The following is a 24,373-nucleotide window of genomic DNA, read 5'->3' on the forward strand; positions in this document are numbered from 1 at the left end:
TGGATGCGACGAACAACGCTGTGCCCCGGGAGAAACCGACAGCTGTCAGATTTAGTCTAGGCTATTGCACCTCATTCGTAAATGGCACTTTTGGCAGCTATGTGGTCACTACCCCTTCTTCGACAGCCGCCACCGCGAGGTGAGCGCAAGCCGCCGCGTGAGGTGAGTCAAACGCCGGTTCTTGCCGTCATTGTCGGCCGCATAGGCAAAGGCCCCTATCGGGTGAACACCTGAGGTGTGCGCCGTCGCCGACGGCTCGGGTTCGGCCGACGCGTCCTTCTGCCCGCCGGGCGGTGCGCGGCCCTCATCAAACCGACCAAGTCTGTCGCCGTCTACGTATTGCGACAGCACCGTTGGGTGGCGCGTAAATGGCACACGCGCTGGGCTTATAGTCCCAGTTCTCACCGGCCCGCGCGTTAAGGCCGAGCGCGCTTCTCTTCTGGAGATCAGCCACGCCATCGTGACCATGCGCTACGCCACAACCGAGAAGCTTCGAGACACATTCACAATCGGCTTGGCTAGGTCGGAAGCTCGTCTGGAACGACACCCGAACCGCCTCGCTTTCCGCCAATTGGGCGGCATACTGCCAATCGACACCTTCGGGCGCTTTCCACCATGCGTCTTCCGGAAGATCGTCGGGATACCCGTTCGGGAACTCAACCGGTTCAAGCCTCGTGTAGTTGGGGGCCCTAGTTTGTATGTCTGAGTTGGCTATGAAGTCTCTCCCCGCCGAAGATTCACGGAGTATACCCATAATCATCGATTTCTCCGCCCGGGTAAGCTCTCCTTTCTTCTCCGAAAGCTTGATCCGTTTGCCCGCCTGAATATCGGCAACGAGCTTTTCCGGGTTGTCCTTATAATCCGCCGCGCGCAAAAATCCGCCTGCGTACCATAGGGTGCCGTTCGGCCCCGGTCTTAGGCCTTGGTGCGTGAACAATATGTTGGTTGATTTCGAGAAGTAAGCGTGCCGAAACACTTTTTTTTCGTGCGCTATCCAATCTTTGAGCTTTTTTGTGCTCCACGCAAAGTCCCCATATGTGGACATTTTCCCGGCGCTCGGGTCTGCCTTCAGTTGATACTCCTGCGTAACCCGATGGTCATCGTGATTGCCAAAAAGAGTAATCACCCCCATGGCGGCCAATTGCTCACGGAGCCAACATTCCACATCTTTATCCAACGAAAATCTATCGTGGCAGACATCCCCCACAAAGATAAGCTCCGTGACGCCTCGGCGAAAATCCAGGTGGTTCTTCAGTTCGCGTAGGGCCGCCCGATATTCCTCGTTTTCCTGGTAAGCTACAAAGTTAGGTCCGTGCCGTTCGCGCACCGCCCGCGCTTCAGCCTTGAGCAGTTGGCACACAAGCGCACGTCCCCTTGCGCTCTTGATTCGGATCACGCCAGCCTGAATGGCAAGCATGATCGCGCGAACCGCACTGCCGTCGCCGTCGCCGCCCGCGATCACCTCAGGGTGCGCACGGCTAACCGCGGGCTTGTCGAGCGCAGGGATATCGAGCAACGATTCGACATAATTTCGGGTGTCCGCGTCTAAATCCGCCGCGATACTCGCCATGGTATAGGCGGCTTCAGTACGAATCGCCGCGGCTCTCATCGAGGCTAAGCGGGGCTCCGGGTCTGCCACGGTAACGGCTGCTGCAAAGTCCTTGTACGCGTTCGCGCGATTCTCCCCCCAAGCCTGCCCAATCCCCCCTAGCACAACGGCGCTCAGCGCCACTAACCCGCCGAAGCCCCATACCGCTGCGCTCGACGCCAACAAATACGGCGCCACGGCCCATACCCCCACAGCGACTAAAATACCTATTAAAGTCCCCAGCTTCTCGAGCACCTTCTCCGCCACGTCCGGCCCGAGTTTTCTTTTTTGGACTTCTTGGAGCACTTCCTCGACACCGTCCACCGCTTTAGAAATCGAGGTAAGTATCTTGTCGGGTGCCGCCTGCGGTTGTGCGCAATGCTGTTTCAGCTCGGTGATTGCCGTTTCACAATTACGCAATCCCTGATCAATAAAACCGCCCTTCACCGAGTCAGTTAAAACTCTCGTTACCTTCGAGAGTTCATACGTACAATCCACCAATGCCTGCGACATTGCGTCGCCGATGCCGTTGTTTTGCGGGGCCAACGAGGTGCTATTTACGCTGGCCGAGCGCAGCCGAACCTGTGGATCCAATACCATAGTGACTAAATTCCCGACGGTGGCGCAGTTCGCCAACGGTTGACACATCACGGTGCGGCACGGTGTCGTGGCCACGCTCACGCGCTAGCGAGAACGCGATGCCCGTCCGACAGGTCGGCGGGGGGTGCGGCTCGCCAACGCCGCGTGGGGGAGCGGGCCACAGCCTGCCGTGGCCCCGCCTCGTTTCGATGAGGCGGCATGGGGCGTCTTGCCATCATTATCCGCATGGCCAGTCAGGTCGGCGTCAGGTGAACACCTGAGGTGGGCGCCATCGCTGGCTGCGGCGGCCGACGTTCGCCGCGGCGCGGGGGGCAGGTCGCCGCCCGAGGGCAGTGGGCTAAGCGGTTGATTGGGCGGGATTGGTGGGAGTAATGTAAATAGATGGTTGAGAACGGTTCTTATCCGGGAAGCCCCTCGCCGGCCGCACGGGCGGGGCGGGGCGGGGGAGCCGGGGCTGCGCGGTCCTCTGACTGGTCCTCACGGCACTGTCACGTTATCGGTAAGTTGGCGTACGATGAAGCGATGAGAAAACCAAAATCGCTCTATCACGGCCACCGATTCCCAGCGTCGGTCATCAGCCATGCCGTGCGTTGGTACTTCCGATTTCAGCTCAGCCTGCGCGACATCGAAGCGTTGCTGTTCGAGCGCGGGGTGATAGTCAGCTACGAGACGATCCGCCGCTGGTGCGACAAGTTTGGCGCGGGCTTTGCCCACCGGGTCAAAGCGGCACGCCGCAAGCCCGGTAGCACGTGGTACCTCGACGAGATGTGCGTGGGTCTGCGCGGTGAGCCGTACCTGCTGTGGCGCGCCGTCGACGCGCATGGCGCGCAACTCGCATCCTGCTGCAGAAGCGGCGCGATAAGGCGGCCGCCAAGCGCTTCTTCAAGCGCGTGCTGCGCTCGAACCCGGTGCCGCACAAGATCGTGACCGATCAACTGCGCAGCTATGCGGCGGCCAAGCAGACATCCCGGCGCTGGCCAATGTGAAGCATGTGTTTGTCAAAGCAGCGGCTCGGGTCGACAACCGCGCGGAGAACAGCCATCAGCCGACGCGGGAGCGCGAGCGGCGCATGCGGGGCTTTCGCGTCCCAGCGCGCACGCAAACCTTCCTCTCGAGCTTCGGGCCAATCCGGCAACACTTCGCACTCAAACGACATTTGCTGCGCGCGCCGCTCTTTCGCAAACAGCTCGCGGTGCACTTTGCTCAATGGCGTGAATTCACCCAGGTTGCCCAAACTCCGTCTCATACTTTTTGAATCGCTGTCGATTCGTGCATCGGCTTCGACGACATCCCTAAGAGACCGTTTCAAAAAGAGCCCAAGGGGGCTGTTAACCTTTTCGGCAAGCTGTTAACCTTGTCCATCTGAACAACAGGAACCGAGGGGATGGGCACGCCGATCATTGACGACGAGCTGTGGGCACTGATCGAACCTTTGCTGCCGCCGCCAAAACCGCGACGCCCGGAATATCCAGGGCGGCTACCGGTTTCAAACCGAGCTGCACTGAACGGCATCCTGTTCGTGTTCAAGACCGGGATACGCTGGTGCGACCTGTCGACCAAGTTGGGATTCGGTTCGGGGCCAACCTGCTGGAGGCGCTTGCGCGACTGGCAGAAAGCCGGCGTATGGATCAGGTTGCACCAGCTACTGCTGGACAAGTTACGCGAGGCTGGCGAGCTCGATTTCTCACGAGCAGCCGTCGATTCATCGTCGGTGCGAGCCGTTGGGGCGGGCGAAAAACGGGCCCGAACCCCACGGATCGCTCGCGACCAGGTTCCAAGCATCACATCCTCGTCGATGCAAATGGCATCCCCGTCAGCGCAATCCTGACCGGCGCGAACCGCAACGACGTCACCCAGTTGCTGCCGCTCGTCGACGCGATCCCACCCATTCGCGGCGTGCGCGGCCAACCGCTTCTGAAGCCCAAAGTCATCTTCGCAGACCGTGGCTACGATTCCGAGCCGCATCGTCAGCGGCTTCGCGAGCGCGGCATCAAACCGGTGATCGCCAGGCGCCGGACAGAACACGGCAGTGGCTTGGGCAAATTCCGCTGGGTTGTCGAACGTACTCATGCGTGGCTTCACAACTCTCGCCGTCTTCGCATTCGCTTCGAACGTCGGGATGACATTCACGAGGCATTCCTCAAACTCGGCTGTTCTCTCGTCTGCTGGAACATCTTCCGGCGCGCTGAGCCGTCTTTTTGAAACAGTCTCTAAGTTGACAACGCCGCACAAAGCCCTGAATACCGCTCGCCTCGCGAGTTCAGGCGTAATGCGGTGTCATCAACCTAACGGTGTCCGCGTGTCTTGAGTTACTAACTTTTTAGAAAGTAAATTCATTGTGCCGCATATTGGCACTCGGGTTGTTGGAAGAACGATTTGACGAGTTCGGGCAGTTTTTGGATTCGCCGCAGGGCGCCAAGTGCGAGTTTTTTCATGTCATCGCTGTTTTGCACAAGGCGTCGGCTGACCTGGCGTTTGACATGCGCCCACACTTGTTCGTCCGGGTTCAGTTGCGGTGCGTACGGCGGCAGGTAGAACAGCTTGAGCCGGCCATCGAGCGATGCGACATAGTCTTTGACGAGCTTGGATTTATGGATGGGATGACCATCGACGATGAGGAACACGGGTTTTGTCGCGCCGATCATCAGGCGCGTGAGGAATTCTTTGAAGGTACGTGAGCTCACGGAACCTTCATGAATCATGAACCGGAAGTCGCCGCGTGGGCTGACTGCCGAGATCATATTCAACGAGAACCGGCGTCCGGTCACGGTAACGACAGGCGTTTGTCCAATCGGCGCCCAGGTTGTGCCGGTGTGGTAATCGGAACGAATGCCGGCTTCATCGGCGAAGTAGATCGTGGCACCTTCGGCACGGGCCTGGGCTTTGATCGCGGGATAGGTTTCGGCTTCCCACTGCTGGACTAACTTGGCATCTTGCTGCCACGCTTGGTACAGCGGCTTTTGAACCGAGAACCCAAGCAGTTTCATCACGCGACTGACGGAGGCCAACGCCAGGGTTTTTCCGAACTGCCGTTTGATCAACTCGCCGATCAGCGACAATGTCCACAAACCGAATTCGAACTTGAACTGTTGCGGGGAGTTCTCGCGAACGGCTTGGGCAATCCAGCGCATTTCGTCGGCGCTGATCTTTGGCGGGCGACCGGAAATCGGTTTGGCCAGCAATGCATTTTGCCCGCCGTCAGCGAACTTCGCGAGCCAGCTAAAAATCGTGCGAACACTCAGGCCGTACGCAGCCGCCACGTTGGCTACCGCTTCGCCTGCGCGCACCGCTTTGACGGCTTGCTGGCGCATGACCTGGAGGGTGTGGTGGTCCAGTTTGCGACCGTCGGATAAGCGTTTGCATTTCATCTCGACACTATATCGCAAAAGTGATTTTACTTTCTAAAATGTTAGTACACAGGCAACTCCACCGACAAACACGCCTCCACCAGTTCATGCGAAGTTTCGGAGCTATTGATCACGAAACGGACGCATACGGTTGACTGCTCGCGGAGGGCAAAAAAGCTCAGTTGAAGTCAGCGAGGCAGGCCCTGCCGCCTCCTATACCCTGCTTTCTCTAAACCAAATTCTAGCTTTCGCTTCGAAATCCGCGCTGTGACTGGTTTGCAATGCTTCGCACGCCTGAAAAGTTAACTTGCTGTTTACCGGCTCGCCAATTATTCTCCGGGTTAGCTGAACTTTTCAAGCAAACCGGGAAAATTCGCCAACAACCTGGATAGCACCGTGACCGTAAACGACCTGCTGATCTCTAAGGTGCCTGAGATTGATCAATCGATGTCCATTGCAGACATCCGTGATGACATCGCAGCACGCGCCTTGAACATGCTCGAGCTCGTTCGAGCGACAATGCTCGAGCCCTACCCTCGGAAACATCCTCCGACGTTCACCGCAGCGAACATCGCAGCTATGTGCGGGTTCGACAAGCAGCGCATGAAATACCTCACCACGAAACACAACTTGCCCATCGGCACACAAACGGGTGCCGGCCGTGCCAAGGTGTTCTCGCTTGAGGAAGCGCTCACGTGGATCAAGGCCACGACCAACCGCACACAACGAACCGAAGGGGTCCGCGGCCGGGTTGTCGCCTTCGCCAACTTTAAGGGCGGGGTCGCGAAGACTTCGACTTCGGTTAGCGTAGCACAAAGGCTCACCCTTTTCGGGCGCAAGGTTCTCCTCATCGACGCCGACCCGCAAGGCTCTGCGACACAGCTTTGCGGCTACGCTCCAGATGCAGAGATCACTGACGCAGATACGCTGCTGCCGCTGATCTACGGCGACGAAGCAGACCTGCGCTACGCAGTGCGTGAAACCTACTGGAAGAACCTCGACCTGATCCCGGCCTGCAATGCCCTCCAGGATTCCGAGTACGCCATTCCGTCGCACATCCTCGGCGATACTCGCTTCGAGTTCTGGAACATCATCAAGTACGGCCTCGATCCGTTACTCGAAGAATACGACATGGTGGTTATCGACACGCCGCCTGCCCTCTCGTACCTGACGACTAACGTTCTGATGGCAGCGGACGCGATCATCATGCCGCTGCCGCCCGAAGCACTCGACTTTGCGAGCTCGACTCAATTCTGGCAGATGTTCTCGGAAGTGGCTGGCCGCCTGCCGCGCGCGGAGAACAAGCGCTACGATTTCGTGAATATCTTTATGACGAAGGTTCGCCCGTTCGATGCCTCCAAGGGGGTCCAAGGTTGGATTCGCAAGGCATATGGCGACCGCGTTTTCCCGCTCCACGTGCCTGATTCGAAGGTGCAGCACGCTGCGCTAGGCGCCCTCTCCACCATTTACGATCAGAAACGGCTGGACGTGGACACTGACGGGGAGACGCGGATGACGGGCGAGCAATACGAGCGACTGAAAGCACCGCTGGACGCGCTCTCAGAGTTTATTGACGATCAGTTCTCCCGTGTCTGGTCGAAGCAATTGGAGGTTGAAACATGAGCAAACTACTCGACCGTATGTCGGCCATCGACCCGAACCAGAAACCCGATCCTGCCAATCGCCCGGGTGCTATTCCGCGAAGCGCGCCGGGCCGCATGTTCGAGATGACCAGTCGGATCAACGAGGCTGAGGACAAAGCCAAAGAAGCTCAGGCCGAGGCCGAAAGGGCTCGGGAGGAACTCAAGGCCGCCCTTCAGCAGCTCGAGATCCTTCAACAGAACGTCGGTGGGGCGGGCGCGCTGGAAGTCGACATTGCCACATTGGTCGAAGTGGCCGGCCGCCGTCGCAAGCTCTCACCGTCCGAATACGCCGAATTGAAAGCAAACTTGGCGAAAAACGAGCTAATGCATCCAATCGTCTATCGCCCGCTTGGCGACGGACGAAACGAAATTGTCTCGGGTCACAACCGCGTTGCCATCTATCGAGATGAGCTCAAGCGGACCACTATTCCAGGCATCCCATACACCGGCACGGCGAAGAGTGCGGAATTGGGCGCAGCATTTGCGAACTTGCTCGCACCATCCATGCCTGATTTTGAAAAATTCCGCCAGTTTGAACGACTGCAGTCATCCGGGTTTACCCGTTCTGACATTGTTGAAGCCTCGGGCCTCAGCAGCTCGCACGTTTCGCGCATTCTTGCCTTCGAGAAGCTGCCTCCCGAAGCACTCGAGGCGGTCGCATTGCGGCCCGACCGGATTGGAGGCAATGCCGCGGAAGAATTCGCCTCGCTTGCCAGCGCAGGGAACGCAGAGTCCGTGATCAAGGCCATTCACGCACTGTGTGAAAACGAAGCCCTCACGCAGAAGCGAGCGCTCGAGATGGCTCGTCCGAAGGCACCAAAAGCCACCCCGCCTATTGTGCGCTCAGTGATGGCTGGCAAGCGAAAACTCTGCGACGTAACGGTTCGTAGCGGCGTTATTGGGTTGCGTTTCACAGGAAAAAGTGGCGAGATTGCGGCGGAAGAATGGGCAGCGAAAATTGAGGCGTTCATGCGCACTCAGCTTGCTGCAGATTGATTGCACCCTAGTAGGGAAGCCAAACAAATCAAGCACTTAGCGAAAATATAACGAAATCGGCATAGATAGCCCTAGTAGGGAATCATTAAGAATCAGCCGTTTACGAATAGGATAGAAGATGCAGAGATAACATCTAGAAAGACAAAAGCCTTCGGTTGCCGCCGAAGGCTTTTGCAAATCTGGGCTTGGCTGGACACCGCAGCCGCTACACTCCCCGGGTTAAAAACCGGATGAACTGACAATTCGGAGTGTAGCGGAACACGGGAGCCAGTCAAGTGGTTTGACGCCATTTTCACGAATGGAGTGATTGGCTATGTGTATCGCGCAACACTTTGTTGCTAGCGAGGAGTCTTTGCACGCCTCAGAAAAAGGGATTCACTTCGAATCCGACAACACGAATCTGCCGTGGGTAATCCTGCGTGCGGTTCACCGGGCCAGCCGGCTCGACGGCATCCCCGCCCGAGCCCGCGCGGTCCTGGCCGCCCTCGCCCGCACAGTCGACGCCAAGAAGCCTTACGGCGAGATCTTCGCGCGGCGCGAATTACTGAGCGAGCGCGCCATGCAGTCGGAGCGAACCTTCTATCGCAGTCTGGCTGACCTCGAGGCCGCGGGTCTCATTGAACGCCCCCCCCAACGCCGCTACGTCTCGCATGGGCTCTTCGGCCGTGCGTATCTGCACCTGTCAGCCCGCGCGGCCATCCTGCTGGGTCTCATCGAGGTCACCGTCGAAGACGACGACCTCGATGGCACCGAGGCGGTAGAAGAAACTCAGGCGCATTCTCTCGGCGAGCCCCAAGCCGTTCAACGCTTTGACGCACGGGGTGCCAACGTGGCAGACGGTGCTATAACTAAGGATCTTTCCCCTATCTCTCTGCAAAAGAGACAACCAGGCCGGCTCCCCAGTGACCTCGAGCGTCTGCGCACCCTGGGTTTTCATGAATTTCTGATTTTCAAGATGATGCGCGAAGCACGCGAGCACGGTAAGCGCCTCTCCGATGTCGTCGAGGCCACTTGGACCCATCTCGCCAAGGCGAGCCGTCCGATCAACTATCTGCGCAAACTGCTCGCCTCACCGGTAGACTTCGGCTACCAGCTACGCGCGAAGGCTGCCGAGCAGGCCCGCATGGACTTCCTCGCCGCTCAACAACGCTGCGCGGAGACGTTCGTGCATACTAACGTAGGCAAGATTTTTGTCGACGCCCAAGGGCTCCACCAGTGTGTGCTGGACGACGGAGGCCGCAGCCTGGCGATCACGCACCTCGCGGAGGGTGTCGTACGCCGCAGTGCCGGCAACTGGCAGGTCACATTTATGACGTCGGTAAAGTCGGGCCAGCTGCGCGCGGTGACGCCACACGAGCTCGCGCAGATCCGCGAGGCAGCCATCGCCCGGCGTGGCCTCGCTCCTGAGCGCGCCCCTGTTTCGATGGTCCCGAACGCCTACAGGGTCTGTGAGGAAGCCCTCCCGTCCCGCCTCGCATCGCCTCCATCGCGGGTCCCCACCGCGGAGGCTCACGCGGTCTCCCCGGTGATCAAACAGAAAGATGCGCCGCGCACACTCACGACGACGGCCGCAGAAGCCCTCGCGGCGTTACGGGCAATGTGCAAGCCACACGTCACGTCGACACGCGGTCGCGCCTCGACAACACCGGAGCCACACCATGCGTGACCGGCATGACAGCGGGTGCCGAGCAGGGTAGGGATTGGACGAGGGTGGACAGCCGGGGGCTAGCATAGCCGGCGCAATTTGCTATGGATGCGATCGGCTACCGTCACCCCTTGGGATAAGGCTGGGGAAAGCCTTCGAAAGAAAAACTGGTGGACAAGGGGGCCGGGTGCGGCTGGACATCCGGTAACGTCCGGTTCATCGGGCAGGACGTTTTCGACGTCCATGCGCCTGCACAAACCGATAGGCATGCAAGGCAACGCGTGCGTCATGACTGTGCGCGTTGACCTGTGCTCCAGTTGGATAGGTGGACTTGAACCCGAGCAAACGCGGTGCACGTCTGTCTCTGGAGAGGCGGGCAATGGCGTTCGGGCCGCCCAAGGCTGGCCAGCATCGACGATCGCCTGGCCAGTGACTCTCCAGGCGAACAGATCGCGGTGCAATGGGGGAGGGCAGTGGCGCGGCGACCTCCGGCCCACGAGGCGCCTCCACCGACAGTGCCTCATCGTCGGCTCGCAGGCAGACTCACGAGAAAAGCTCGGCATGGGTGCCGCTGCGCACGAACACCACCAAGCCGCTCTTGCCTGCGTCGTCGAGCGTGTAGATCAGCAGAAAGTCGCCCCCGATATGGCACTCACGATGGCCTGTCCAGTCCCCCGTGAGCGGGTGGTCGAGCCATTCAGGCGGCAGCGGCCCGTCGTTGGCGATCAGCAGCATCATGGCTTCTTCCAGCCGGTTCATGTCGTACCGACCGGAGTGGGACAGACGCAGCCAATCCTTGAGGAAATCCTTGGTGTAGTCCGAAGAGCGAGGCAGCTTCGCCCGTTTACTTGCGGCTGGCTTCTTCGAGGTCATTCAGCAACGCGTCAGCAGTGGCAAAGCGCGCGCGGCGGCTCTTGACAATCTCATCGGCCTCAGCCAGCGCGGCGCGGGTGGTGGCGTTGGGCGCCTTGAGCGCGAATGGCAGTTCCTGGTCAGCGACAACACGGGTTAGGAACACGCGGATCGCATCGGAAACAGTCAGGCCCATCGCGGCCAGCGTTTCCGTCGCCTGCGCTTTGACGTTCTCGTCCACGCGCACGTGGACCATAGTGGTCGCCGCCATGATGGGCTCCTGGGGAGATGGTATTGAGATGCATTGTATCGCACGTCGTGGACCATTTCAAGGACCCTGGGAGGGGCGCCCCTCGACCCCGCCGCTCAAGGACAAGGGCACTCGCCCTCGAGTTCGCAAGCTGGCCACCCATCCGAAACCGAGGATAGCGTTGTGCGAGGGAGGGGACGGTGGTGTGCGCTCATGCACGCCCTGCGCATGGTGAGACCGTCGGACAGGCCGTGTGGTCAATCCGCGGCACAACAAATAGGAATAATTCTCAAAATAGTATTTACATTACTCTAATACTCTTAAGCGGCATTTTTCTGCTTTTACTCTGGCGTTTTGCTTTACCTCTGTCGTAAAATCCCGGCAGATCAATCACTTAACGAAGCCATGCGCTTTGCCAACACGGTATTGTCAGGTTGTTCGGATGGGGGAGGTGGGAGGATAGAATGCGAAATGAAAAAATCTTCAGTCACCCCCAGCGCTCGAGCGACGCGGCGATCTCGTTCAAAGGCTACCGATTTCCGCCTGACATTATCAGCTATGCGGTGTGGCTGTATTACCGGTTTCCGCTGAGTCTGCGCATGGTCGAGGAAATGTTGGCCGTGCGGGGGATTGAGCTGACCTACGAGACGGTACGGTGCTGGGCGACGAAGTTCGGTCTGGCCATCGCCAGGCGTATTCGATCGACGTCCCCGAGGCGCGGCGACAAATGGCATCTTGACGAGGTGGTCGTGACAATCCACGGCAAAAAGCACTGGCTGTGGCGGGCGGTGGACGAACACGGCGCGCTGCTTGAGGTGCTGGTGCAAAGCCGTCGCGACACGGCCGCCGCCAAACGGCTCATGCGCCGCCTGCTCAAGCGCCATGGCGGCGCACGCGTGATCGTCACGGATAAATTGCGCAGCTATGCAGCGGCCCACCGCGAGCTCGGGCTAAGCGTCGAACACCGCCAGCATAAAGGTTTGAACAACCGGGCGGAGAATTCGCATCAGCCTACGCGGGTGCGGGAGAAAGTGATGCGTCGCTTTAAGTCGGCACGCCAATTGCAGCGCTTCGCCTCAGTCCATAGTCAGGTGTCGAACCTGTTCATGGGGTGTCGCTATCACCGCAACGCCGAGCATAAACGCGCGGTGCGCACCCAGGCTTTCGCGAGCTGGGAATGGGCTTGCTCCGCCCGTATGGCGGCATAACGAGCGTCGTTTTCTGCCATGGTGCCTTGGCTCGGTTTCAACTAAACAACCTGACAATACCCCGGGCCGAGCGGAAGGTATTGTCAGGTTGTTCGGATGGGGGAGGCGGAAGGATAGAATGCGACATGAAAAAATTTTCAGTCAGCCCCCAGCGCTCGAGCGACGCGGCGATCTCGTTCAAAGGCTACCGATTTCCGCCTGACATTATCCGCTATGCGGTGTGGCTGTATTACCGGTTTCCGCTGAGTCTACGCATGGTCGAGGAAATGTTGGCCGCGCGGGGGATTGAGCTGACCTACGAGACGGTACGGTGCTGGGCGACGAAGTTCGGTCTGGCCATCGCCGGGCGTATTCGATCGACGTCCCCGAGGCGCGGCGACAAATGGCATCTTGACGAGGTGGTCGTGACAATCCACGGCAAAAAACATTGGCTGTGGCGAGCGGTGGACGAACACGGCGCGCTGCTTGAGGTGCTGGTGCAAAGCCGTCGCGACACGGCCGCCGCCAAACGGCTCATGCGCCGCCTGCTCAAGCGCCATGGCGGCGCGCGCGTGATCGTCACGGATAAACTGCGCAGCTATGCGGCGGCCCACCGCGAGCTCGGGCTAAGCGTCGAACACCGCCAGCATAAAGGTTTGAACAACCGGGCGGAGAATTCGCATCAGCCTACGCGGGTGCGGGAGAAAGTGATGCGTCGCTTTAAGTCGGCACGCCAATTGCAGCGCTTCGCCTCAATCCACGGTCAGGTTTCGAACCTGTTCATGGCGTGCCGCTATCACCGCAATGCCGAGCAAAAACGTGCGGCGCGCACCCAGGCCTTCGCCGCCTGGGAATGGGCTTGCTCCACCCGCATGGCGGCGTAAGGGCGTCGTTTTCTGCCATGGTACCTTGGCTCGGTTTCAACTAAACAACCTGACAATACCGTCTCAGCTAATACATGTGAAAGTCTACTTCTGCGACCCGCGAAGTCCTTGGCAACGCGGCACCAACGAAAACACGAACCGACTCCTGCGTCAGTACTTGCCCCACGGTACGCAACTTGATCAATACTCGCAGGCGGAGCTGAACAAAATTGCAGCGCGGCTCAATGAAAGGCCCAGAAAAACATTGGGCTTCATGTCTCCGGCCGATAAACTACGCGAGGCTGTTGCAGCGACCCATTGAACCTACCCTCGCGACCTTGAGAATCTCGTTGGCACGACGCAACTCCTTGACTTCGCGCTCCAAGGCCTTGAGGCGCTCGCGCTCGTCTGTGGTCACGCCATCGCGCTCGCCGTGGTCGACCTGGTCGCGCTTGACCCACTCGTGCAGTGTCTGCGGCGTGCAGCCGATCATCGGCGCAATCGATTCGACCGCCGCCCACATCGACGGATGTTCGCTACGCTGCTCGCGCACCAGACGCACTGCGCGCGCTCGGACTTCCGGGGAAAACTTGGTTACCTTCTTGTTCATGGCTCCATTCTCTCAAGAGTTGGAGCCTCCACCAAATCCGGGGCGGTTCGCTCGTCGATCGGGTACCTCACGCCGTGTGATTACGAAACGAGGCTACAAGCGGCGTGAGTTGCTGTACGTGAAAACGAGTTAAGGTCAATCTGCTCTTCAGTGAATCTCGACCGTTTCATGGCGACTCCTCGCCCCGTTCGGGGCGCTGAGAAGCAACTTTACCTCTAGTTTTGGCCTGTACGCATATTCTGGGGACACGTCACCGGCAGCAGCCCATATTCCCCGCCTACCGCTTGTACACCATTGGAAGGCGAAAAACCGTGGGAAGCTACAATTACTCGTTTCCTCGCCTCAACTTTTCCTCTTCCATCATCATCTTTTCGTAGCGCATGTCATCCTCCTCCACCCAAGGTAAGCGCCCAAGCAGCCCGTTTAGCTCCTTCTTAAAACGAGCTTCCTCAATACCGTTGAATTCCGGACGGACGTTTCTGTTACTAGCTCCCGCGAGGCGGAGCAACTCGCTGCCGTCGTAGGTGTCTTGGCGTCGGAAATGGCTTTTGTATTGTCCCAAAGCCATTTCCCGCATTTTTGTGAAGCAGTGTCGCTTTGTGGTGGCGCAAGTGGATAGGCTCAGGAAGTCTTCCAAGTACTCCTTGGCTCTAGGCGCTTCACATTTGAGGAACCACCCTTCCATGGTGTCCCAGACCTGGCTGACCGGAGCGCGCTGTTCCGCGAGGTGCTGCGTTAGGGTCGTCGTCGCATCCTTCGGATCGAACCCCGTCGCAGCCCCCAGTTCCTTAAGGTGCTCCGCTAGGCTTAAGCGGCAGTACTCCGGATCGTAGTGCGCTTGTTCGAGCAGCACCCTTCGCAGCACCCTTATCGAGATAGGGGATTGATCGATGCTGATTATCGCGTAGCGGTGATCGGTGGGGTCACAGTAAGCATTGAATCGACTCAGTTGCGCGCTCGACGCCATCCCAAACAGATTGAGTAAGCTCTCGATTCGTTTTTGGTCGCTCTTCCCTTGCGCCATCATGTCGTTAAGGTAACCCTTGGCTTCTATCCTGCGGGTCGTGCAGAACATGTCTTTCACGTGGTCCCAAAATTTTTCGAGTCGGCTTTTATAGATCGGGTTGGCGTCTGTTGCGTCTGCGGCGTGATCGACCTCGGTCTCGCTGATCTGGCCATCGGCGAGCCAGTTGCCGCGGAGCAAGATCGGAACGGTCTTTATGGGGGGTGTCGTATCAAACGATGACATGGTGTGCGTAGCCCTATATTTATCGCTCAGAATGATGACAGCCATAGCTGACGTTCGACAGCACGAGGCTCTCCTGCCGGCGCATTCCAATCCGACTGATTCGGTTGGTGGTTTTATCACCCAGGTGAAACACCACATCGCAGAGGCTGTCAAACCATCCCATGTGGGTGGTTTTCCGATAGGCAGGGAGGACGGCGTCCTGATCATCGAATTTAAGATTAAGATCGGCCAGCGCAACCGCGATGTCCTCGTGACGGTGATTGGACACGAGGGGGACAATACGAAAGAATCGGCGAATTGTGAGAGGAATGAGAGGGCCATCTGCCATAAGTGAGTTCCTTACACACGCCGCCGGAATACCGACGGCTACCCCAATGAGCTCTATCCAAACGACACCACCTTAGCGCCGCGCGCGTAGCGCTTGCCAAACAGCGCCGCATCTAGGGTGCCGTCGCGCAGACGGTGACGACGGTCGTACTGTCATTGTCCGCATCCACGGTCCGGCCGGCCTCCGGTGGACACCTGAATTCGCCCCCGACGCGCGCTTTGGTCGTTGGCATCAGGCGCACGAATGGCAGTACTGTAAATGCATGGCTGAGAACTATTCTTATTGAACGCGCGCAGGCACGCCTCCACGACCGGCCGCGCTGGCGGCACCGTCTCCCCCCGCCGCGCCAGCTTTCCTGCCCCGGTTAGACTTGGCAGGAAGAAGGGCCGTGTAACGGAAACGCGTAAATTCCGCTTGCCAAAATGTACCTTTTTGGGCACAAATAGAAGATGGGTCCCACGCTGAAACCTCTCTACTGGATCGCTTCGGCGAAGAAGGATTTGAAGGCAATGCCCGCCGACATTCAGGACACGTTCGGCTACGCATTGCACCTGGCACAGTTCGGTGGCATCCACGTCGACGCAAAGGTGCTAAAAGGCTTCGGCTCGGCCAGCGTCATTGAGATGGTCGAGCCGTGACGAACACGGCACGTACCGCGCTGTCTATACCGTGAAATTCGGCAATGCGGTCTATGTCCTACATTGCTTCCAAAAGAAATCAATGAAAGGCATTGCAACGCCGAAACCTGATATGGACTTGATCCGTTATCGCCTGCGCGCGGCTGAGCATCACGCTAAAGGAGCCAATGATGGAGATTGAGAAATCCACGGGCAATATTTATGCTGACATCGGCGCGGGCAACGCTGATGAAATGCTCGTCAAAGCTCGACTGGTGTCCAAAATCGCGGAAATCATCGCCGCGCGCGATTGGACGCAGCAACAAGCCGCAACCGTTCTCGGCATCCCTCGGCCGAAGCTGTCGAATATACTTCGTGGCCAGTTTCGCGGGGTCAGCGAAGCGCGACTCATGGAATGCTTGGCAGCGCTCGGGCGCGACATAAAAATTGTCGTCGGCCCCGCCCGGGCAACCGCAGGAAGCATCGAAGTCGTGTTTGCCTGACTGAAGCCAACGAGCTTTCGAATGCAAACCGCGGATTTCTCAGCAGATAGTGTCGGAGTTGAGAGCAAGGCGTCAGCAACGTTTTGTCGCAAAAGGCCGACGCTCAAGGATAATGTGAAGAGGGGGGACGGGGTGCTTCACAGATCCTTGGTCGGTTCACGCGTAGCCGTGTACAGGGGGAGGGAGGCGAGCGAGGGGGCGCGGACCGTAAAATGCGGCAGCGCTGGGGACTGTCAGGAATTTTGTGTGTGAGGCTACCATTATGGAAATGGGGCCGCCATGCCACGCAAACCTAAGACACCACCACGCGAACTGCCGTCAATTCCTAAAGCGCTGATCGACCAATTGGGCGTTGTCAACTTAGGGATGTCGTCGAAGCCGATGCACGAATCGACAGCGATTCAAAAAGTATGAGACGGAGTTTGGGCAACGTGGGTGAATTCACGCCATTGAGCAAAGTGCACCGCGAGCTGTTTGCGATAAAGCCTCGCGCGCAGCAAATGGCGTTTGAGTGCGAAGTGCTGCCGGATTGGCCCGAAGCATGACAGGAAGGCCTGCGTGCGCGCTGGGACGCGAAAGCCCCGCATGCGCCGCTCGCGCTCCCGCGTAGGTTGATGGCTGTTCTCCGCGCGATTGTTGACCCGAGCCGCTGCTTTGACGAACACATGCTTCACATTGGCCAGCGCCGGGATGTCGGCTTTAGCCGCCGGATAGCTGCGCAGTTGATCGGTCACGATCTTGCGTGGCACCGGGTTCGAGCGCAGCACGTGCTTGAAGAACCGTTTGGCGGCTGCCTTGTCGCGCCGCTTCTGCAGTAGGATGTCGAGTTGCGCGCCATGCGCGTCGACGGCGCGCCACAGCAGGTAGGGTTCACCGCGCAGGCTTACAAACATCTCGTCGAGGTGCCACGTGCTACCGGGCTTGCAGCGTGCCGCTTTGACCCGATGGGCAAAACCCGCGCCAAACTTGTCGCACCAGCGGCGGATCGTCTCGTAGCTGACTATCACCCCACGCTCAAACAGCAACTCTTCGATGTCGCGCAAGCTGAGCTGAAATCGGAAGTACCAACGCACCGCATGGCTGATGACCGACGCCGGGAATCGGTGGCCGTGATAGAGTGATTTCGGTTTTCTCATAGCTTCATCGTACGCCAACTTACCGATAACGTGACAGTGCCCCCGGTAGAGGTATTTCCACGGTTCTGTCGCGATAACGAAGTTGCGCGGAAGCGAAGCCAGGGGCGCGTTGGTTTTTACGCAGCCAGTGCATAGAATTGCTCAGCAGGGGACGCACGGCGTCTCTTTGGGGCAAGCATTTGCCCCTTGCGAATCATGTGCATGGTCTCGATGCCGCCCAGGACAATGCGGGCACAACGGAAATTCTGAAAACCCAGCATCGGTCTGAGGCGCCGTTTGATCGCGCGGTGGTCCTGCTCGTCAAGGTTGTTCAGGTACTTGTTCTGGCGGATTTCGATGGGCGTCTCGCGCTGGGCGCCCAGCGCCTGCAGCGCGGCGCGGTTCGCCCCGCTTTTGTCAACGGTGACGGACTTCGGCGTGCCCCGCCCGGCGGTGGCTTTTTCGAAGAACCGGCGCGCGGCGGCGGTATCGCGGCGTGCGCATAGCAGAAAATCAATGGTGTGGCCCGCCTTGTCCACCGCCCGGTAGGGTATTGTCAGGTTGTTTAGTTGAAACCGAGCCAAGGTACCATGGCAGAAAACGACGCCCTTACGCCGCCATGCGGGTGGAGCAAGCCCATTCCCAGGCGGCGAAGGCCTGGGTGCGCGCCGCACGTTTTTGCTCGGCATTGCGGTGATAGCGGCACGCCATGAACAGGTTCGAAACCTGACCGTGGATTGAGGCGAAGCGCTGCAATTGGCGTGCCGACTTAGAGCGGCTAACAAAACCGGTCAACGAGCCGAGCGCAGATAACAGCGCACGCGAGGGATAGCAAAGCGAGATGGTTTTGAAGAGAGCGTTCAAAGCGGATACGCAACTTGCCGAACGCGGCAAGCCACGCATGCGTGCGCTCCACCACCCAACGATGTTTGCCGAGGCGGTCGTTCTTCTCGATGCCCCGACGAGCAATCCGGGCAATGATGCCGCGCTTGTGCAAGTGCTGTCGGCAGCGTGCAAAGTCGTAGCCCTTGTCGGCGTGAAGCTTGTCCGGGCGGCATCGGGGGCGACCACTGAGGCCCGGCACGCTGGGTATGGCGTCGATAAGTGCTTCGAACGCTATCGAATCGTGGCGATTCGCGCCTGTGACAGTCAGCGCCAGGGGCACGCCCCGCTTGTCCACAATCAGGTGACGCTTGCTGCCGAGTTTGCCCCGATCCGTGGGGTTTGGGCCAGTCTGTTCGCCCCCCGGGGGCTCGATACAGATGCACCATCAATACAAGCCCGGCTCCAGTCGATCTGGTCGTGTTCACGTAGGCGCCTGAGCAGAGCCAGATGCAATCGCCCCCAGACGCCCTCGGATTGCCAGTCTCGCAACCGGCGCCCGCATGTCATGCCACTGCCGAAGCCAAGCTCTTGCGGCAAATCTTCCCATGGAATTCCGGTGTGCAGGACAAATAGAATGCCGTTTAGGGCCGCGCGATTTTCCACACGAGGCCGCCCGCCTCTCGCCGAAGGTGCTGCAACCGGCAACAGCGGTTCAAGCGCCTTCCACAGTTCATTGCTAATTTTTCGTCGTGCCATGCCACCTCTAACGCTGCTGCCGTTGCTTTCGATGACATGGTTTTGTTAGCCGCTCTAAATCGACAAGAACCGAACCGACACATCGGCACATCCGAAGGCCCCGCCGCACATCGGCGAGGTGTATTTCAACAGCCTGTTAAGCTACAACGCCTCCAAAACCGGGAGTCTTCGCAAAACTATTTTTTATGTAACCGTTCACCAATAAATGTTGCGATTGATGGATTTGCGTAACGTAGTCGAGACCAGCCATCTTTATGGCACTGCCAGTATCAAAAGACGTATGTTTTAATTTAAAAAACTTTTTAGTAAAATCATCTAATACTTTGGCGTCTTCGTAAATTTTTTTTGTCGCTGTACCAGCCTTAAAAGAGATGCCAATTTGATTGGTCCTAAAAAACTTATCGGGATTGAATGACGGCCATGTTCCTTGCAGCACATCATTATTTATTTCGATGCTCGCAACGGATTTGAGGTCGAGATTGATTTTTTTGCTTAGCTCAATAAAAAATTTTCGCATCTCAAGCGCGCTGGCCCCGGCCTTGTCTCCATGCCCAGCGATATCCACGTTGATCCTTAGCTGGAGGGGCGATAATTGGGGCAAATGCCGCGATGCGCGTGCTTGAGCGGCCGGCAGAGGGTCGGTGAACGTGGCGATGGTGACATTATTTTTGTCAACGCACTTCACCCCTGACTGCTTCGTTAGGGCACATTGGGTGTCATCTTTTATCTTTTGCTTTGATACCAAAGTATCTAACACTGACATCAAATGCATCTTCTGCATTTTGACAAAAAAATCTTGACAAATCTGGAGACGATTTTATTTCGCCTAAAACTAATTCATGCGTGATATCTACAAATTTATTTTGCAGTGTCTGACGAACGGTTTCATCCTGTGGCCACTTGGGCTTTACTCCTTCTTTGCTTTGCACGTAAGAGAGCACGTCGCTAAAAAATTGGTATTTATCTTTTTCCGGAATTGTAGAGTTTTTAATTTCATTAAAAACCATAGCGGCATTAGTGTATGCAGTTTTTTGGTCAAAATTGAAATTCGTCCACGATGGTTGCCCCATTCCATTATGGTGAAATTCCGGGAGAGACCCAACATCCAACGGCACTGTCACGTTATCGGTAAGTTGGCGTACGATGAAGCTATGAGAAAACCGAAATCACTCTATCACGGCCACCGATTCCCGGCGTCGGTCATCAGCCATGCGGTGCGTTGGTACTTCCGATTTCAGCTCAGCTTGCGCGACATCGAAGAGTTGCTGTTTGAGCGTGGGGTGATAGTCAGCTACGAGACGATCCGCCGCTGGTGCGACAAGTTTGGCGCGGGCTTTGCTCATCGGGTCAAAGCGGCACGCTGCAAGCCCGGTAGCACGTGGCACCTCGACGAGATGTTTGTAAGCCTGCGCGGTGAACCCTACCTGCTGTGGCGCGCCGTCGACGCGCATGGCGCGGAACTCGACATCCTACTGCAGAAGCGGCGCGACAAGGCAGCCGCCAAACGGTTCTTCAAGCACGTGCTGCGCTCGAACCCGGTGCCACGCAAGATCGTGACCGATCAACTGCGCAGCTATCCGGCGGCTAAAGCCGACATCCCGGCGCTGGCCAATGTGAAGCATGTGTTCGTCAAAGCAGCGGCTCGGGTCAACAATCGCGCGGAGAACAGCCATCAACCTACGCGGGAGCGCGAGCGGCGCATGCGGGGCTTTCGCGTCCCAGCGCGCACGCAGGCCTTCCTGTCATGCTTCGGGCCAATCCGGCAGCACTTCGCACTCAAACGCCATTTGCTGCGCGCGAGGCTTTATCGCAAACAGCTCGCGGTGCACTTTGCTCAATGGCGTGAATTCACCCACGTTGCCCAAACTCCGTCTCATACTTTTTGAATCGCTGTCGATTCGTGCATCGGCTTCGACGACATCCCTAAGTTGACAACGCCCACGGTAGTCCTGCGCGCGCCGCGCGCCGGCGACCAGGCGCTCCTGAATCCATAGCAGCGTCGAGCGCGCCATGCGCAGATCAAGGCCGGTCTCGAGGTACTGGTCGGCGAGCTTGTCGAGCGGCAAACGTTCCAGGTAGCCGCGGAAGAACGCGAACTGATCAATCCCCAGATATTCACGACGCTCCCACTCGGCGCGCGTCGGTGCCCTGCCCCGCACCGCCCGCGACACGCGCTCGCTGTCCGGCGCCGTGGCCGCTGACGCCGGCACTGCACGCGACTCCACATCGGTGACGTCGGCTACCGCCGGGTTGTCGTGGTGCTTTCCGCCTGCGGGCTGCGTCATGGTGTGTTGGCAAAGCGCATGGCTTCGTTAAGTGATTGATCTGCCGGGATTTTACGACAGAGGTAAAGCAAAACGCCAGAGTAAAAGCAGAAAAATGCCGCTTAAGAGTATTAGAGTAATGTAGATAACTATTTGAGAATTGTTCTCATCCAATGTGCAACGTCGCGGCTGGATGGCCCGCGAGTCAGACGTCGGAACAAGCCTAACGCCACCCACTGTCGGCGGGCCGGCACCGGAACCCTGACGCCCCCGGCCGGCCTCCCCGGCTTCCCCCCTGAACGCAGCGACGCCTGCCCGCCGCGTTTGCGGGATTACCTTAAAAGGTATAAACTATTCCGATGACCGGTAATGAAAAGCCACTCGAATGGATTGGGGGAAGCTACAGGGAACTGATGGCGTTACCACCGGACGTGCGCCGACGATTCGGCTACGCCCTCTCGCTGGCCCAGATGGGCGATCAGGACGATGCGGCGAAGGTGCTCAAGGGCTTCGGCGGGGCGGGCGTGCTGGAGGTCGTTGAAGACGATGTCGGCGGCACGTACCGGGTGGTCTACACAGTCAAGTTCGTCGATGCGGTCTTCGTGCTGCATTGCTTTCAGAAGAAGAGCAAACGCGGGATCGCCACACCGAAAGAGGATATGGACATCATCCGCGCCCGGCTCAAGGTGGCCGAGGCAAGAGCACAGGAGTTGCGAAATGCAAAAACAAATCATTGAAGGCGTCGAAGTCCAGCGCAGTTCGGGCAACGTCTTCGCCGATCTGGGAGTGCCTGAGGCGCAGAAACTGAAGATCAAGACGGGCCTGGTGATTGAGATTCGAAAGGCGATGCGTGCGCTTGGGCTGACACAACAAGCGGCCGCCGAGCGCATGGGTATCTCGCAACCGAAGGTCTCGGGCATGATGCGCGGCGACTTTACCAATTTGTCCGAGCGCAAGCTCATGGATTGCCTGAATCGCCTCGGCTACGACATCGAAATCAAGGTCCGGCCGGCGGCTGAGCCGGTCGGCCACCTCACGCTGGCCACCGCCTGAGCGCCGCAAGCCACACCCGTAGCCCGCGGTATCCGCGAAGTTGACGCCTTCACGGGCGTGGCTCACTCCACCTAGCTTACCCAATATATGACGGGCTGCTTCGGCAGCCCGTTTTCGTTGTGCGCCCAGCATGGGCGCAATCTTGTGGGTGCGAGTCCCACCATGAGTTGACCACAGCGAATGAAGCGAAGCGCAACTGCGAGAGGGTGACCGATCGTGGGAAGGAAGCGTGGAGCGAAACCGCGAGCCGATGGACAAGAACCAGATAGAAGGCGAAGCCGATCAGGGCGAGCAGGCAATGGACTGCAAAGCTCTCGTGGTCAAAGGTCAGGCGGCGTAAATCTGGCGGTTGTGCGGCGAAGGATTGCGTTCTTACCTGGGGAGATCTCGCATTGCGCCTGAAAGGGCGACGGCGCCGAGCCGGAGCGAGAAGTCAGCAGAGGCCGTAGTAGCTGCCGGTTGTGGGCGAAGGGCCGAACGAGTAGGAGGGTCGAAGGCCGTGACGCTCGGACGTGTATTGCATCAGAAGCCCGCGCAGGCGGGGCGCAACGAAGGTAGGCAAGGTGAAGCCAAGCTGGGAGCGATGTGTGATGAAACACGGACGGCGCGGCACGAAACCGGAAACCTGGGGCGAGACGCCTGCTTACGCAGGCGCTCGCGAGAGCAAATCTGGTGATGGCGTGGAAACGCGTCAAAGCCAATCGCGGCAGTGCCGGGGTGGACGGGATGTCGATCGCTGAAACGGCGGACTATCTCAAGACGCACTGGCCTCGGATTCGGGAAGCATTGCTGGACGGAAGCTACCGCCCTCGCCGGTGCGGCGAGTTCAGATTCCGAAACCGGGTGGCGGGATGCGTGAACTGGAGGGTTGGCCGGGATTCGTGAAAAATCCGCCACATCTGCGGTCAAGTCGCTGATTTAGCGAAAGAAATCGGGTAGCCGAATCGGGGCCTGTCAGGAATTTCGTGTTTAAGGCATAACATGCTCCCAAGGAGAGTTTATGCCACGCAAACCGAAAGCCCAGCCGGCGGATCTGCCGGCGATTCCCGCCGAGTTGCTTGAGCAGTTCGGCAACGGCCCGATGACAGCCGAAACCATTAGCGCCGCGACGATGGCCTTCAAGAAGGCCCTGATCGAGCGGGCGCTGAACGGAGAGATGAACCATCATCTCGGCTACCCGGCCGGCGGGGCCAAACCGGCCAACGTCACCAATCAGCGCAACGGCCGAGGCGCCAAGACGGTTCTAACCGAGCATGGTCCTGTCCGTATCGAGGTGCCGCGCGATCGTGACGGTAGCTTCCAGCCGATCCTGATACCCAAACACGAACGACGCTTCACCGGCTTCGACGACAAGATCGTCGCCATGTACGCCCGCGGCATGACGGTCCGAGAAATCCAGGGCTTCCTGCTTGAGCAATACGGCACCGAAGTCTCGCCCGAGTTCATCAGTTCTGTCACCGACGAAGTCATGGCCGAAGTCACCGCCTGGCAAAGCCGGCCGCTTGAGCCGATGTATCCGGTCGTGTTCTTCGACGCCTTGCGTGTCAAGATCCGCGAAGATGCCGTGGTCCGCAACAAGGCTGTCTATCTGGCCTTGGGCGTGCTGCCCGATGGTTCGCGTGACATTCTCGGTTTGTGGATCGAGAACACCGAAGGCGCCAAATTCTGGATGAAGGTGTTCAATGATTTGAAGACGCGCGGCATTGGCGACATTCTGATTGCCGTGACCGACGGCCTCAAAGGCATGCCCGAGGCGCTGGCAACGGTGTTTCCTGCAACGACGCTGCAAACCTGTATTGTCCATCTGATCCGCAATAGTCTGGCCTACGCGAGCTGGAAAGACCGCAAGGCGCTGGCGGCCGCGATTCGGCCGATCTACATCGCGCCGAGCGCTGAGGCCGCGCAGGCCGAACTCAATGCCTTTGCCGAAAGCCCATGGGGTCAGAAATTCCCGACAGTCAGTGTTGCCTGGCGCAGCGCCTGGGACCGCGTGATACCGTTCTTCGCGTTCCCCCCGGACATTCGCAAGGTTATATATACTACGGATGAAATACACAAGCCCCCCACGCCGTACTTCGCTCG

At 58.5% G+C, this 24,373-nt stretch carries 20 protein-coding genes and 9 pseudogenes; 16 read left to right on the plus strand and 13 right to left on the minus strand.

Going from position 1 to position 24,373, the window contains the following annotated elements; genetic code table 11:
* Positions 1 to 307: 307 nt before the first annotated feature.
* Positions 308 to 2,188, minus strand: a complete 1,881-nt coding sequence (locus AB870_RS25150; RefSeq protein WP_047909438.1) for a metallophosphoesterase — start codon at positions 2,186 to 2,188, stop codon at positions 308 to 310.
* Between the two features lie 522 nt (positions 2,189 to 2,710).
* Between AB870_RS25150 and AB870_RS25155 the strand changes: the two are divergent.
* The 4 genes and pseudogenes from AB870_RS25155 to AB870_RS27645 form a co-directional block, all read left to right on the plus strand.
* A pseudogene (locus AB870_RS25155) lies at positions 2,711 to 3,443 on the plus strand (IS6 family transposase).
* A 129-nt stretch (positions 3,444 to 3,572) separates the two neighbouring features.
* A pseudogene (locus tag AB870_RS27640) lies at positions 3,573 to 3,767 on the plus strand (transposase); the annotation flags it as partial.
* A gap of 44 nt (positions 3,768 to 3,811) precedes the next feature.
* A complete protein-coding gene (locus tag AB870_RS26165) occupies positions 3,812 to 4,390 on the plus strand; it encodes an IS5 family transposase (protein WP_418304025.1) in 579 nt (192 codons plus the stop codon).
* Positions 4,347 to 4,477, plus strand: a pseudogene (locus AB870_RS27645) (IS3 family transposase); the annotation flags it as partial. The gene AB870_RS26165 and the pseudogene AB870_RS27645, both read left to right, overlap by 44 nt.
* 44 nt (positions 4,478 to 4,521) lie before the next feature.
* Here AB870_RS27645 and AB870_RS25165 read toward each other — a convergent pair.
* Entirely contained in the window at positions 4,522 to 5,556 is a 1,035-nt protein-coding gene (locus AB870_RS25165; RefSeq protein ID WP_047906187.1) for an IS630 family transposase, read from the minus strand.
* A gap of 375 nt (positions 5,557 to 5,931) precedes the next feature.
* Between AB870_RS25165 and AB870_RS25170 the strand changes: the two genes are divergently transcribed.
* From AB870_RS25170 to AB870_RS25180, 3 genes are all read left to right on the plus strand, one after another.
* Positions 5,932 to 7,158, plus strand: coding sequence for a ParA family protein (locus AB870_RS25170; RefSeq protein WP_174554750.1), 1,227 nt, complete (start codon positions 5,932 to 5,934; stop codon positions 7,156 to 7,158).
* Positions 7,155 to 8,174 (plus strand): ParB/RepB/Spo0J family partition protein, encoded by a 1,020-nt coding sequence (locus tag AB870_RS25175; RefSeq protein WP_053059786.1) that lies wholly within the window; start codon positions 7,155 to 7,157, stop codon positions 8,172 to 8,174. Before AB870_RS25170 ends, AB870_RS25175 begins: the two co-directional genes overlap by 4 nt.
* Positions 8,175 to 8,487: 313 nt before the next feature.
* The gene (locus AB870_RS25180) at positions 8,488 to 9,840 is read left to right on the plus strand and encodes a hypothetical protein (protein WP_053059787.1); all 1,353 of its coding nucleotides are present in this window, start codon (positions 8,488 to 8,490) and stop codon (positions 9,838 to 9,840) included.
* Positions 9,841 to 10,362: 522 nt separating this feature from the next.
* On the opposite strand, the gene AB870_RS25185 is transcribed toward AB870_RS25180, so the two are convergent.
* Both AB870_RS25185 and AB870_RS25190 read right to left on the minus strand, forming a co-directional pair.
* Positions 10,363 to 10,692: a type II toxin-antitoxin system YafQ family toxin gene (locus tag AB870_RS25185; protein ID WP_047909440.1), complete on the minus strand. Its 330-nt coding sequence runs from the start codon at positions 10,690 to 10,692 to the stop codon at positions 10,363 to 10,365.
* Complete coding sequence (locus AB870_RS25190; protein WP_237170183.1) at positions 10,664 to 10,942, minus strand: type II toxin-antitoxin system RelB/DinJ family antitoxin; 279 nt, start codon at positions 10,940 to 10,942, stop codon at positions 10,664 to 10,666. The genes AB870_RS25185 and AB870_RS25190 overlap by 29 nt, the downstream gene beginning before the upstream one ends.
* A gap of 443 nt (positions 10,943 to 11,385) precedes the next feature.
* Here AB870_RS25190 and AB870_RS25195 point away from each other — a divergent pair, with 443 nt between their 5' ends.
* From AB870_RS25195 to AB870_RS26170, 3 genes and pseudogenes are all read left to right on the plus strand, one after another.
* Complete coding sequence (locus AB870_RS25195; protein WP_047909442.1) at positions 11,386 to 12,129, plus strand: IS6 family transposase; 744 nt, start codon at positions 11,386 to 11,388, stop codon at positions 12,127 to 12,129.
* Positions 12,130 to 12,254: 125 nt separating this feature from the next.
* Entirely contained in the window at positions 12,255 to 12,992 is a 738-nt protein-coding gene (locus AB870_RS25200) for an IS6 family transposase (RefSeq protein WP_047909443.1), read from the plus strand.
* 76 nt (positions 12,993 to 13,068) lie between these two features.
* Positions 13,069 to 13,293 (plus strand): annotated as a pseudogene (locus AB870_RS26170) (IS30 family transposase); the annotation flags it as partial.
* A 9-nt stretch (positions 13,294 to 13,302) separates the two neighbouring features.
* Here the strand turns inward: AB870_RS26170 and AB870_RS25205 are convergent.
* The 3 genes and pseudogenes from AB870_RS25205 to AB870_RS26690 form a co-directional block, all read right to left on the minus strand.
* A pseudogene (locus AB870_RS25205) lies at positions 13,303 to 13,581 on the minus strand (transposase); the annotation flags it as partial.
* Positions 13,582 to 13,906: 325 nt separating this feature from the next.
* On the minus strand, positions 13,907 to 14,875 hold the full coding sequence (locus AB870_RS25210; protein WP_047909445.1) for a hypothetical protein: 969 nt from the start codon (positions 14,873 to 14,875) through the stop codon (positions 13,907 to 13,909).
* On the minus strand, positions 14,850 to 15,158 hold the full coding sequence (locus tag AB870_RS26690) for a hypothetical protein (protein WP_157112549.1): 309 nt from the start codon (positions 15,156 to 15,158) through the stop codon (positions 14,850 to 14,852). Before AB870_RS26690 ends, AB870_RS25210 begins: the two co-directional genes overlap by 26 nt.
* 449 nt (positions 15,159 to 15,607) lie before the next feature.
* Here AB870_RS26690 and AB870_RS25220 point away from each other — a divergent pair.
* Positions 15,608 to 15,977 (plus strand): annotated as a pseudogene (locus tag AB870_RS25220) (type II toxin-antitoxin system RelE/ParE family toxin).
* Positions 15,964 to 16,278, plus strand: a complete 315-nt coding sequence (locus AB870_RS25225) for a helix-turn-helix domain-containing protein (RefSeq protein ID WP_047909447.1) — start codon at positions 15,964 to 15,966, stop codon at positions 16,276 to 16,278. Before AB870_RS25220 ends, AB870_RS25225 begins: the two are co-directional and overlap by 14 nt.
* Positions 16,279 to 16,679: 401 nt before the next feature.
* On the opposite strand, the gene AB870_RS25230 is transcribed toward AB870_RS25225, so the two are convergent.
* From AB870_RS25230 to AB870_RS26700, 6 genes and pseudogenes are all read right to left on the minus strand, one after another.
* Positions 16,680 to 17,414 (minus strand): IS6 family transposase, encoded by a 735-nt coding sequence (locus tag AB870_RS25230; RefSeq protein WP_047909448.1) that lies wholly within the window; start codon positions 17,412 to 17,414, stop codon positions 16,680 to 16,682.
* 116 nt (positions 17,415 to 17,530) lie between these two features.
* A pseudogene (locus AB870_RS25235) lies at positions 17,531 to 17,941 on the minus strand (DDE-type integrase/transposase/recombinase); the annotation flags it as partial.
* 61 nt (positions 17,942 to 18,002) lie between these two features.
* A pseudogene (locus tag AB870_RS27650) lies at positions 18,003 to 18,170 on the minus strand (IS6 family transposase); the annotation flags it as partial.
* Between the two features lies 1 nt (position 18,171).
* Positions 18,172 to 18,974 (minus strand): IS5 family transposase gene (locus AB870_RS26175; RefSeq protein ID WP_157112550.1). Its coding sequence is split into 2 segments (ribosomal slippage): positions 18,172 to 18,647 and positions 18,647 to 18,974, totalling 804 coding nucleotides; the frame shifts between segments, so codons are not numbered across the junction.
* Between the two features lie 136 nt (positions 18,975 to 19,110).
* The gene (locus AB870_RS25245) at positions 19,111 to 19,737 is read right to left on the minus strand and encodes a hypothetical protein (RefSeq protein ID WP_157112551.1); all 627 of its coding nucleotides are present in this window, start codon (positions 19,735 to 19,737) and stop codon (positions 19,111 to 19,113) included.
* The gene (locus tag AB870_RS26700; RefSeq protein ID WP_157112552.1) at positions 19,691 to 20,095 is read right to left on the minus strand and encodes a hypothetical protein; all 405 of its coding nucleotides are present in this window, start codon (positions 20,093 to 20,095) and stop codon (positions 19,691 to 19,693) included. Before AB870_RS26700 ends, AB870_RS25245 begins: the two co-directional genes overlap by 47 nt.
* A gap of 30 nt (positions 20,096 to 20,125) precedes the next feature.
* Between AB870_RS26700 and AB870_RS26180 the strand changes: the two genes are divergently transcribed.
* The 4 genes and pseudogenes from AB870_RS26180 to AB870_RS25275 all read left to right on the plus strand — a co-directional run.
* Complete coding sequence (locus AB870_RS26180) at positions 20,126 to 20,860, plus strand: IS6 family transposase (RefSeq protein WP_084664397.1); 735 nt, start codon at positions 20,126 to 20,128, stop codon at positions 20,858 to 20,860.
* A gap of 737 nt (positions 20,861 to 21,597) precedes the next feature.
* The gene (locus AB870_RS25265; RefSeq protein WP_047909453.1) at positions 21,598 to 21,975 is read left to right on the plus strand and encodes a type II toxin-antitoxin system RelE/ParE family toxin; all 378 of its coding nucleotides are present in this window, start codon (positions 21,598 to 21,600) and stop codon (positions 21,973 to 21,975) included.
* Complete coding sequence (locus AB870_RS25270) at positions 21,956 to 22,291, plus strand: helix-turn-helix domain-containing protein (protein ID WP_047909454.1); 336 nt, start codon at positions 21,956 to 21,958, stop codon at positions 22,289 to 22,291. The genes AB870_RS25265 and AB870_RS25270 overlap by 20 nt, the downstream gene beginning before the upstream one ends.
* 1,000 nt (positions 22,292 to 23,291) lie before the next feature.
* Positions 23,292 to 24,344 (plus strand): annotated as a pseudogene (locus AB870_RS25275) (IS256 family transposase); the annotation flags it as partial.
* Positions 24,345 to 24,373: the final 29 nt, after the last annotated feature.

Source organism: Pandoraea faecigallinarum (genome assembly GCF_001029105.3).
GTDB lineage: Bacteria > Pseudomonadota > Gammaproteobacteria > Burkholderiales > Burkholderiaceae > Pandoraea > Pandoraea faecigallinarum.

What these genes read in the sequence shown, in the direction of transcription:
- AB870_RS25185 (WP_047909440.1), bottom strand. Translation starts at nt 10,692, where the DNA reads ATGACCTCGAAGAAGCCAGCCGCAAGTAAACGGGCGAAGCTGCCTCGC.
- AB870_RS25150 (WP_047909438.1), bottom strand. Translation starts at nt 2,188, where the DNA reads ATGGTATTGGATCCACAGGTTCGGCTGCGCTCGGCCAGCGTAAATAGC.
- AB870_RS25180 (WP_053059787.1), top strand. Translation starts at nt 8,488, where the DNA reads ATGTGTATCGCGCAACACTTTGTTGCTAGCGAGGAGTCTTTGCACGCC.
- AB870_RS25175 (WP_053059786.1), top strand. Translation starts at nt 7,155, where the DNA reads ATGAGCAAACTACTCGACCGTATGTCGGCCATCGACCCGAACCAGAAA.
- AB870_RS25230 (WP_047909448.1), bottom strand. Translation starts at nt 17,414, where the DNA reads ATGAGAAAACCGAAATCACTCTATCACGGCCACCGATTCCCGGCGTCG.
- AB870_RS25225 (WP_047909447.1), top strand. Translation starts at nt 15,964, where the DNA reads ATGATGGAGATTGAGAAATCCACGGGCAATATTTATGCTGACATCGGC.
- AB870_RS25195 (WP_047909442.1), top strand. Translation starts at nt 11,386, where the DNA reads ATGCGAAATGAAAAAATCTTCAGTCACCCCCAGCGCTCGAGCGACGCG.
- AB870_RS25245 (WP_157112551.1), bottom strand. Translation starts at nt 19,737, where the DNA reads ATGTCAGTGTTAGATACTTTGGTATCAAAGCAAAAGATAAAAGATGAC.
- AB870_RS26690 (WP_157112549.1), bottom strand. Translation starts at nt 15,158, where the DNA reads ATGGCAGATGGCCCTCTCATTCCTCTCACAATTCGCCGATTCTTTCGT.
- AB870_RS25270 (WP_047909454.1), top strand. Translation starts at nt 21,956, where the DNA reads ATGCAAAAACAAATCATTGAAGGCGTCGAAGTCCAGCGCAGTTCGGGC.
- AB870_RS25200 (WP_047909443.1), top strand. Translation starts at nt 12,255, where the DNA reads ATGAAAAAATTTTCAGTCAGCCCCCAGCGCTCGAGCGACGCGGCGATC.
- AB870_RS25165 (WP_047906187.1), bottom strand. Translation starts at nt 5,556, where the DNA reads ATGAAATGCAAACGCTTATCCGACGGTCGCAAACTGGACCACCACACC.
- AB870_RS25265 (WP_047909453.1), top strand. Translation starts at nt 21,598, where the DNA reads ATGACCGGTAATGAAAAGCCACTCGAATGGATTGGGGGAAGCTACAGG.
- AB870_RS26180 (WP_084664397.1), top strand. Translation starts at nt 20,126, where the DNA reads ATGAGAAAACCGAAATCACTCTATCACGGCCACCGATTCCCGGCGTCG.
- AB870_RS25210 (WP_047909445.1), bottom strand. Translation starts at nt 14,875, where the DNA reads ATGGCTGTCATCATTCTGAGCGATAAATATAGGGCTACGCACACCATG.
- AB870_RS26165 (WP_418304025.1), top strand. Translation starts at nt 3,812, where the DNA reads ATGGATCAGGTTGCACCAGCTACTGCTGGACAAGTTACGCGAGGCTGG.
- AB870_RS25190 (WP_237170183.1), bottom strand. Translation starts at nt 10,942, where the DNA reads ATGGCGGCGACCACTATGGTCCACGTGCGCGTGGACGAGAACGTCAAA.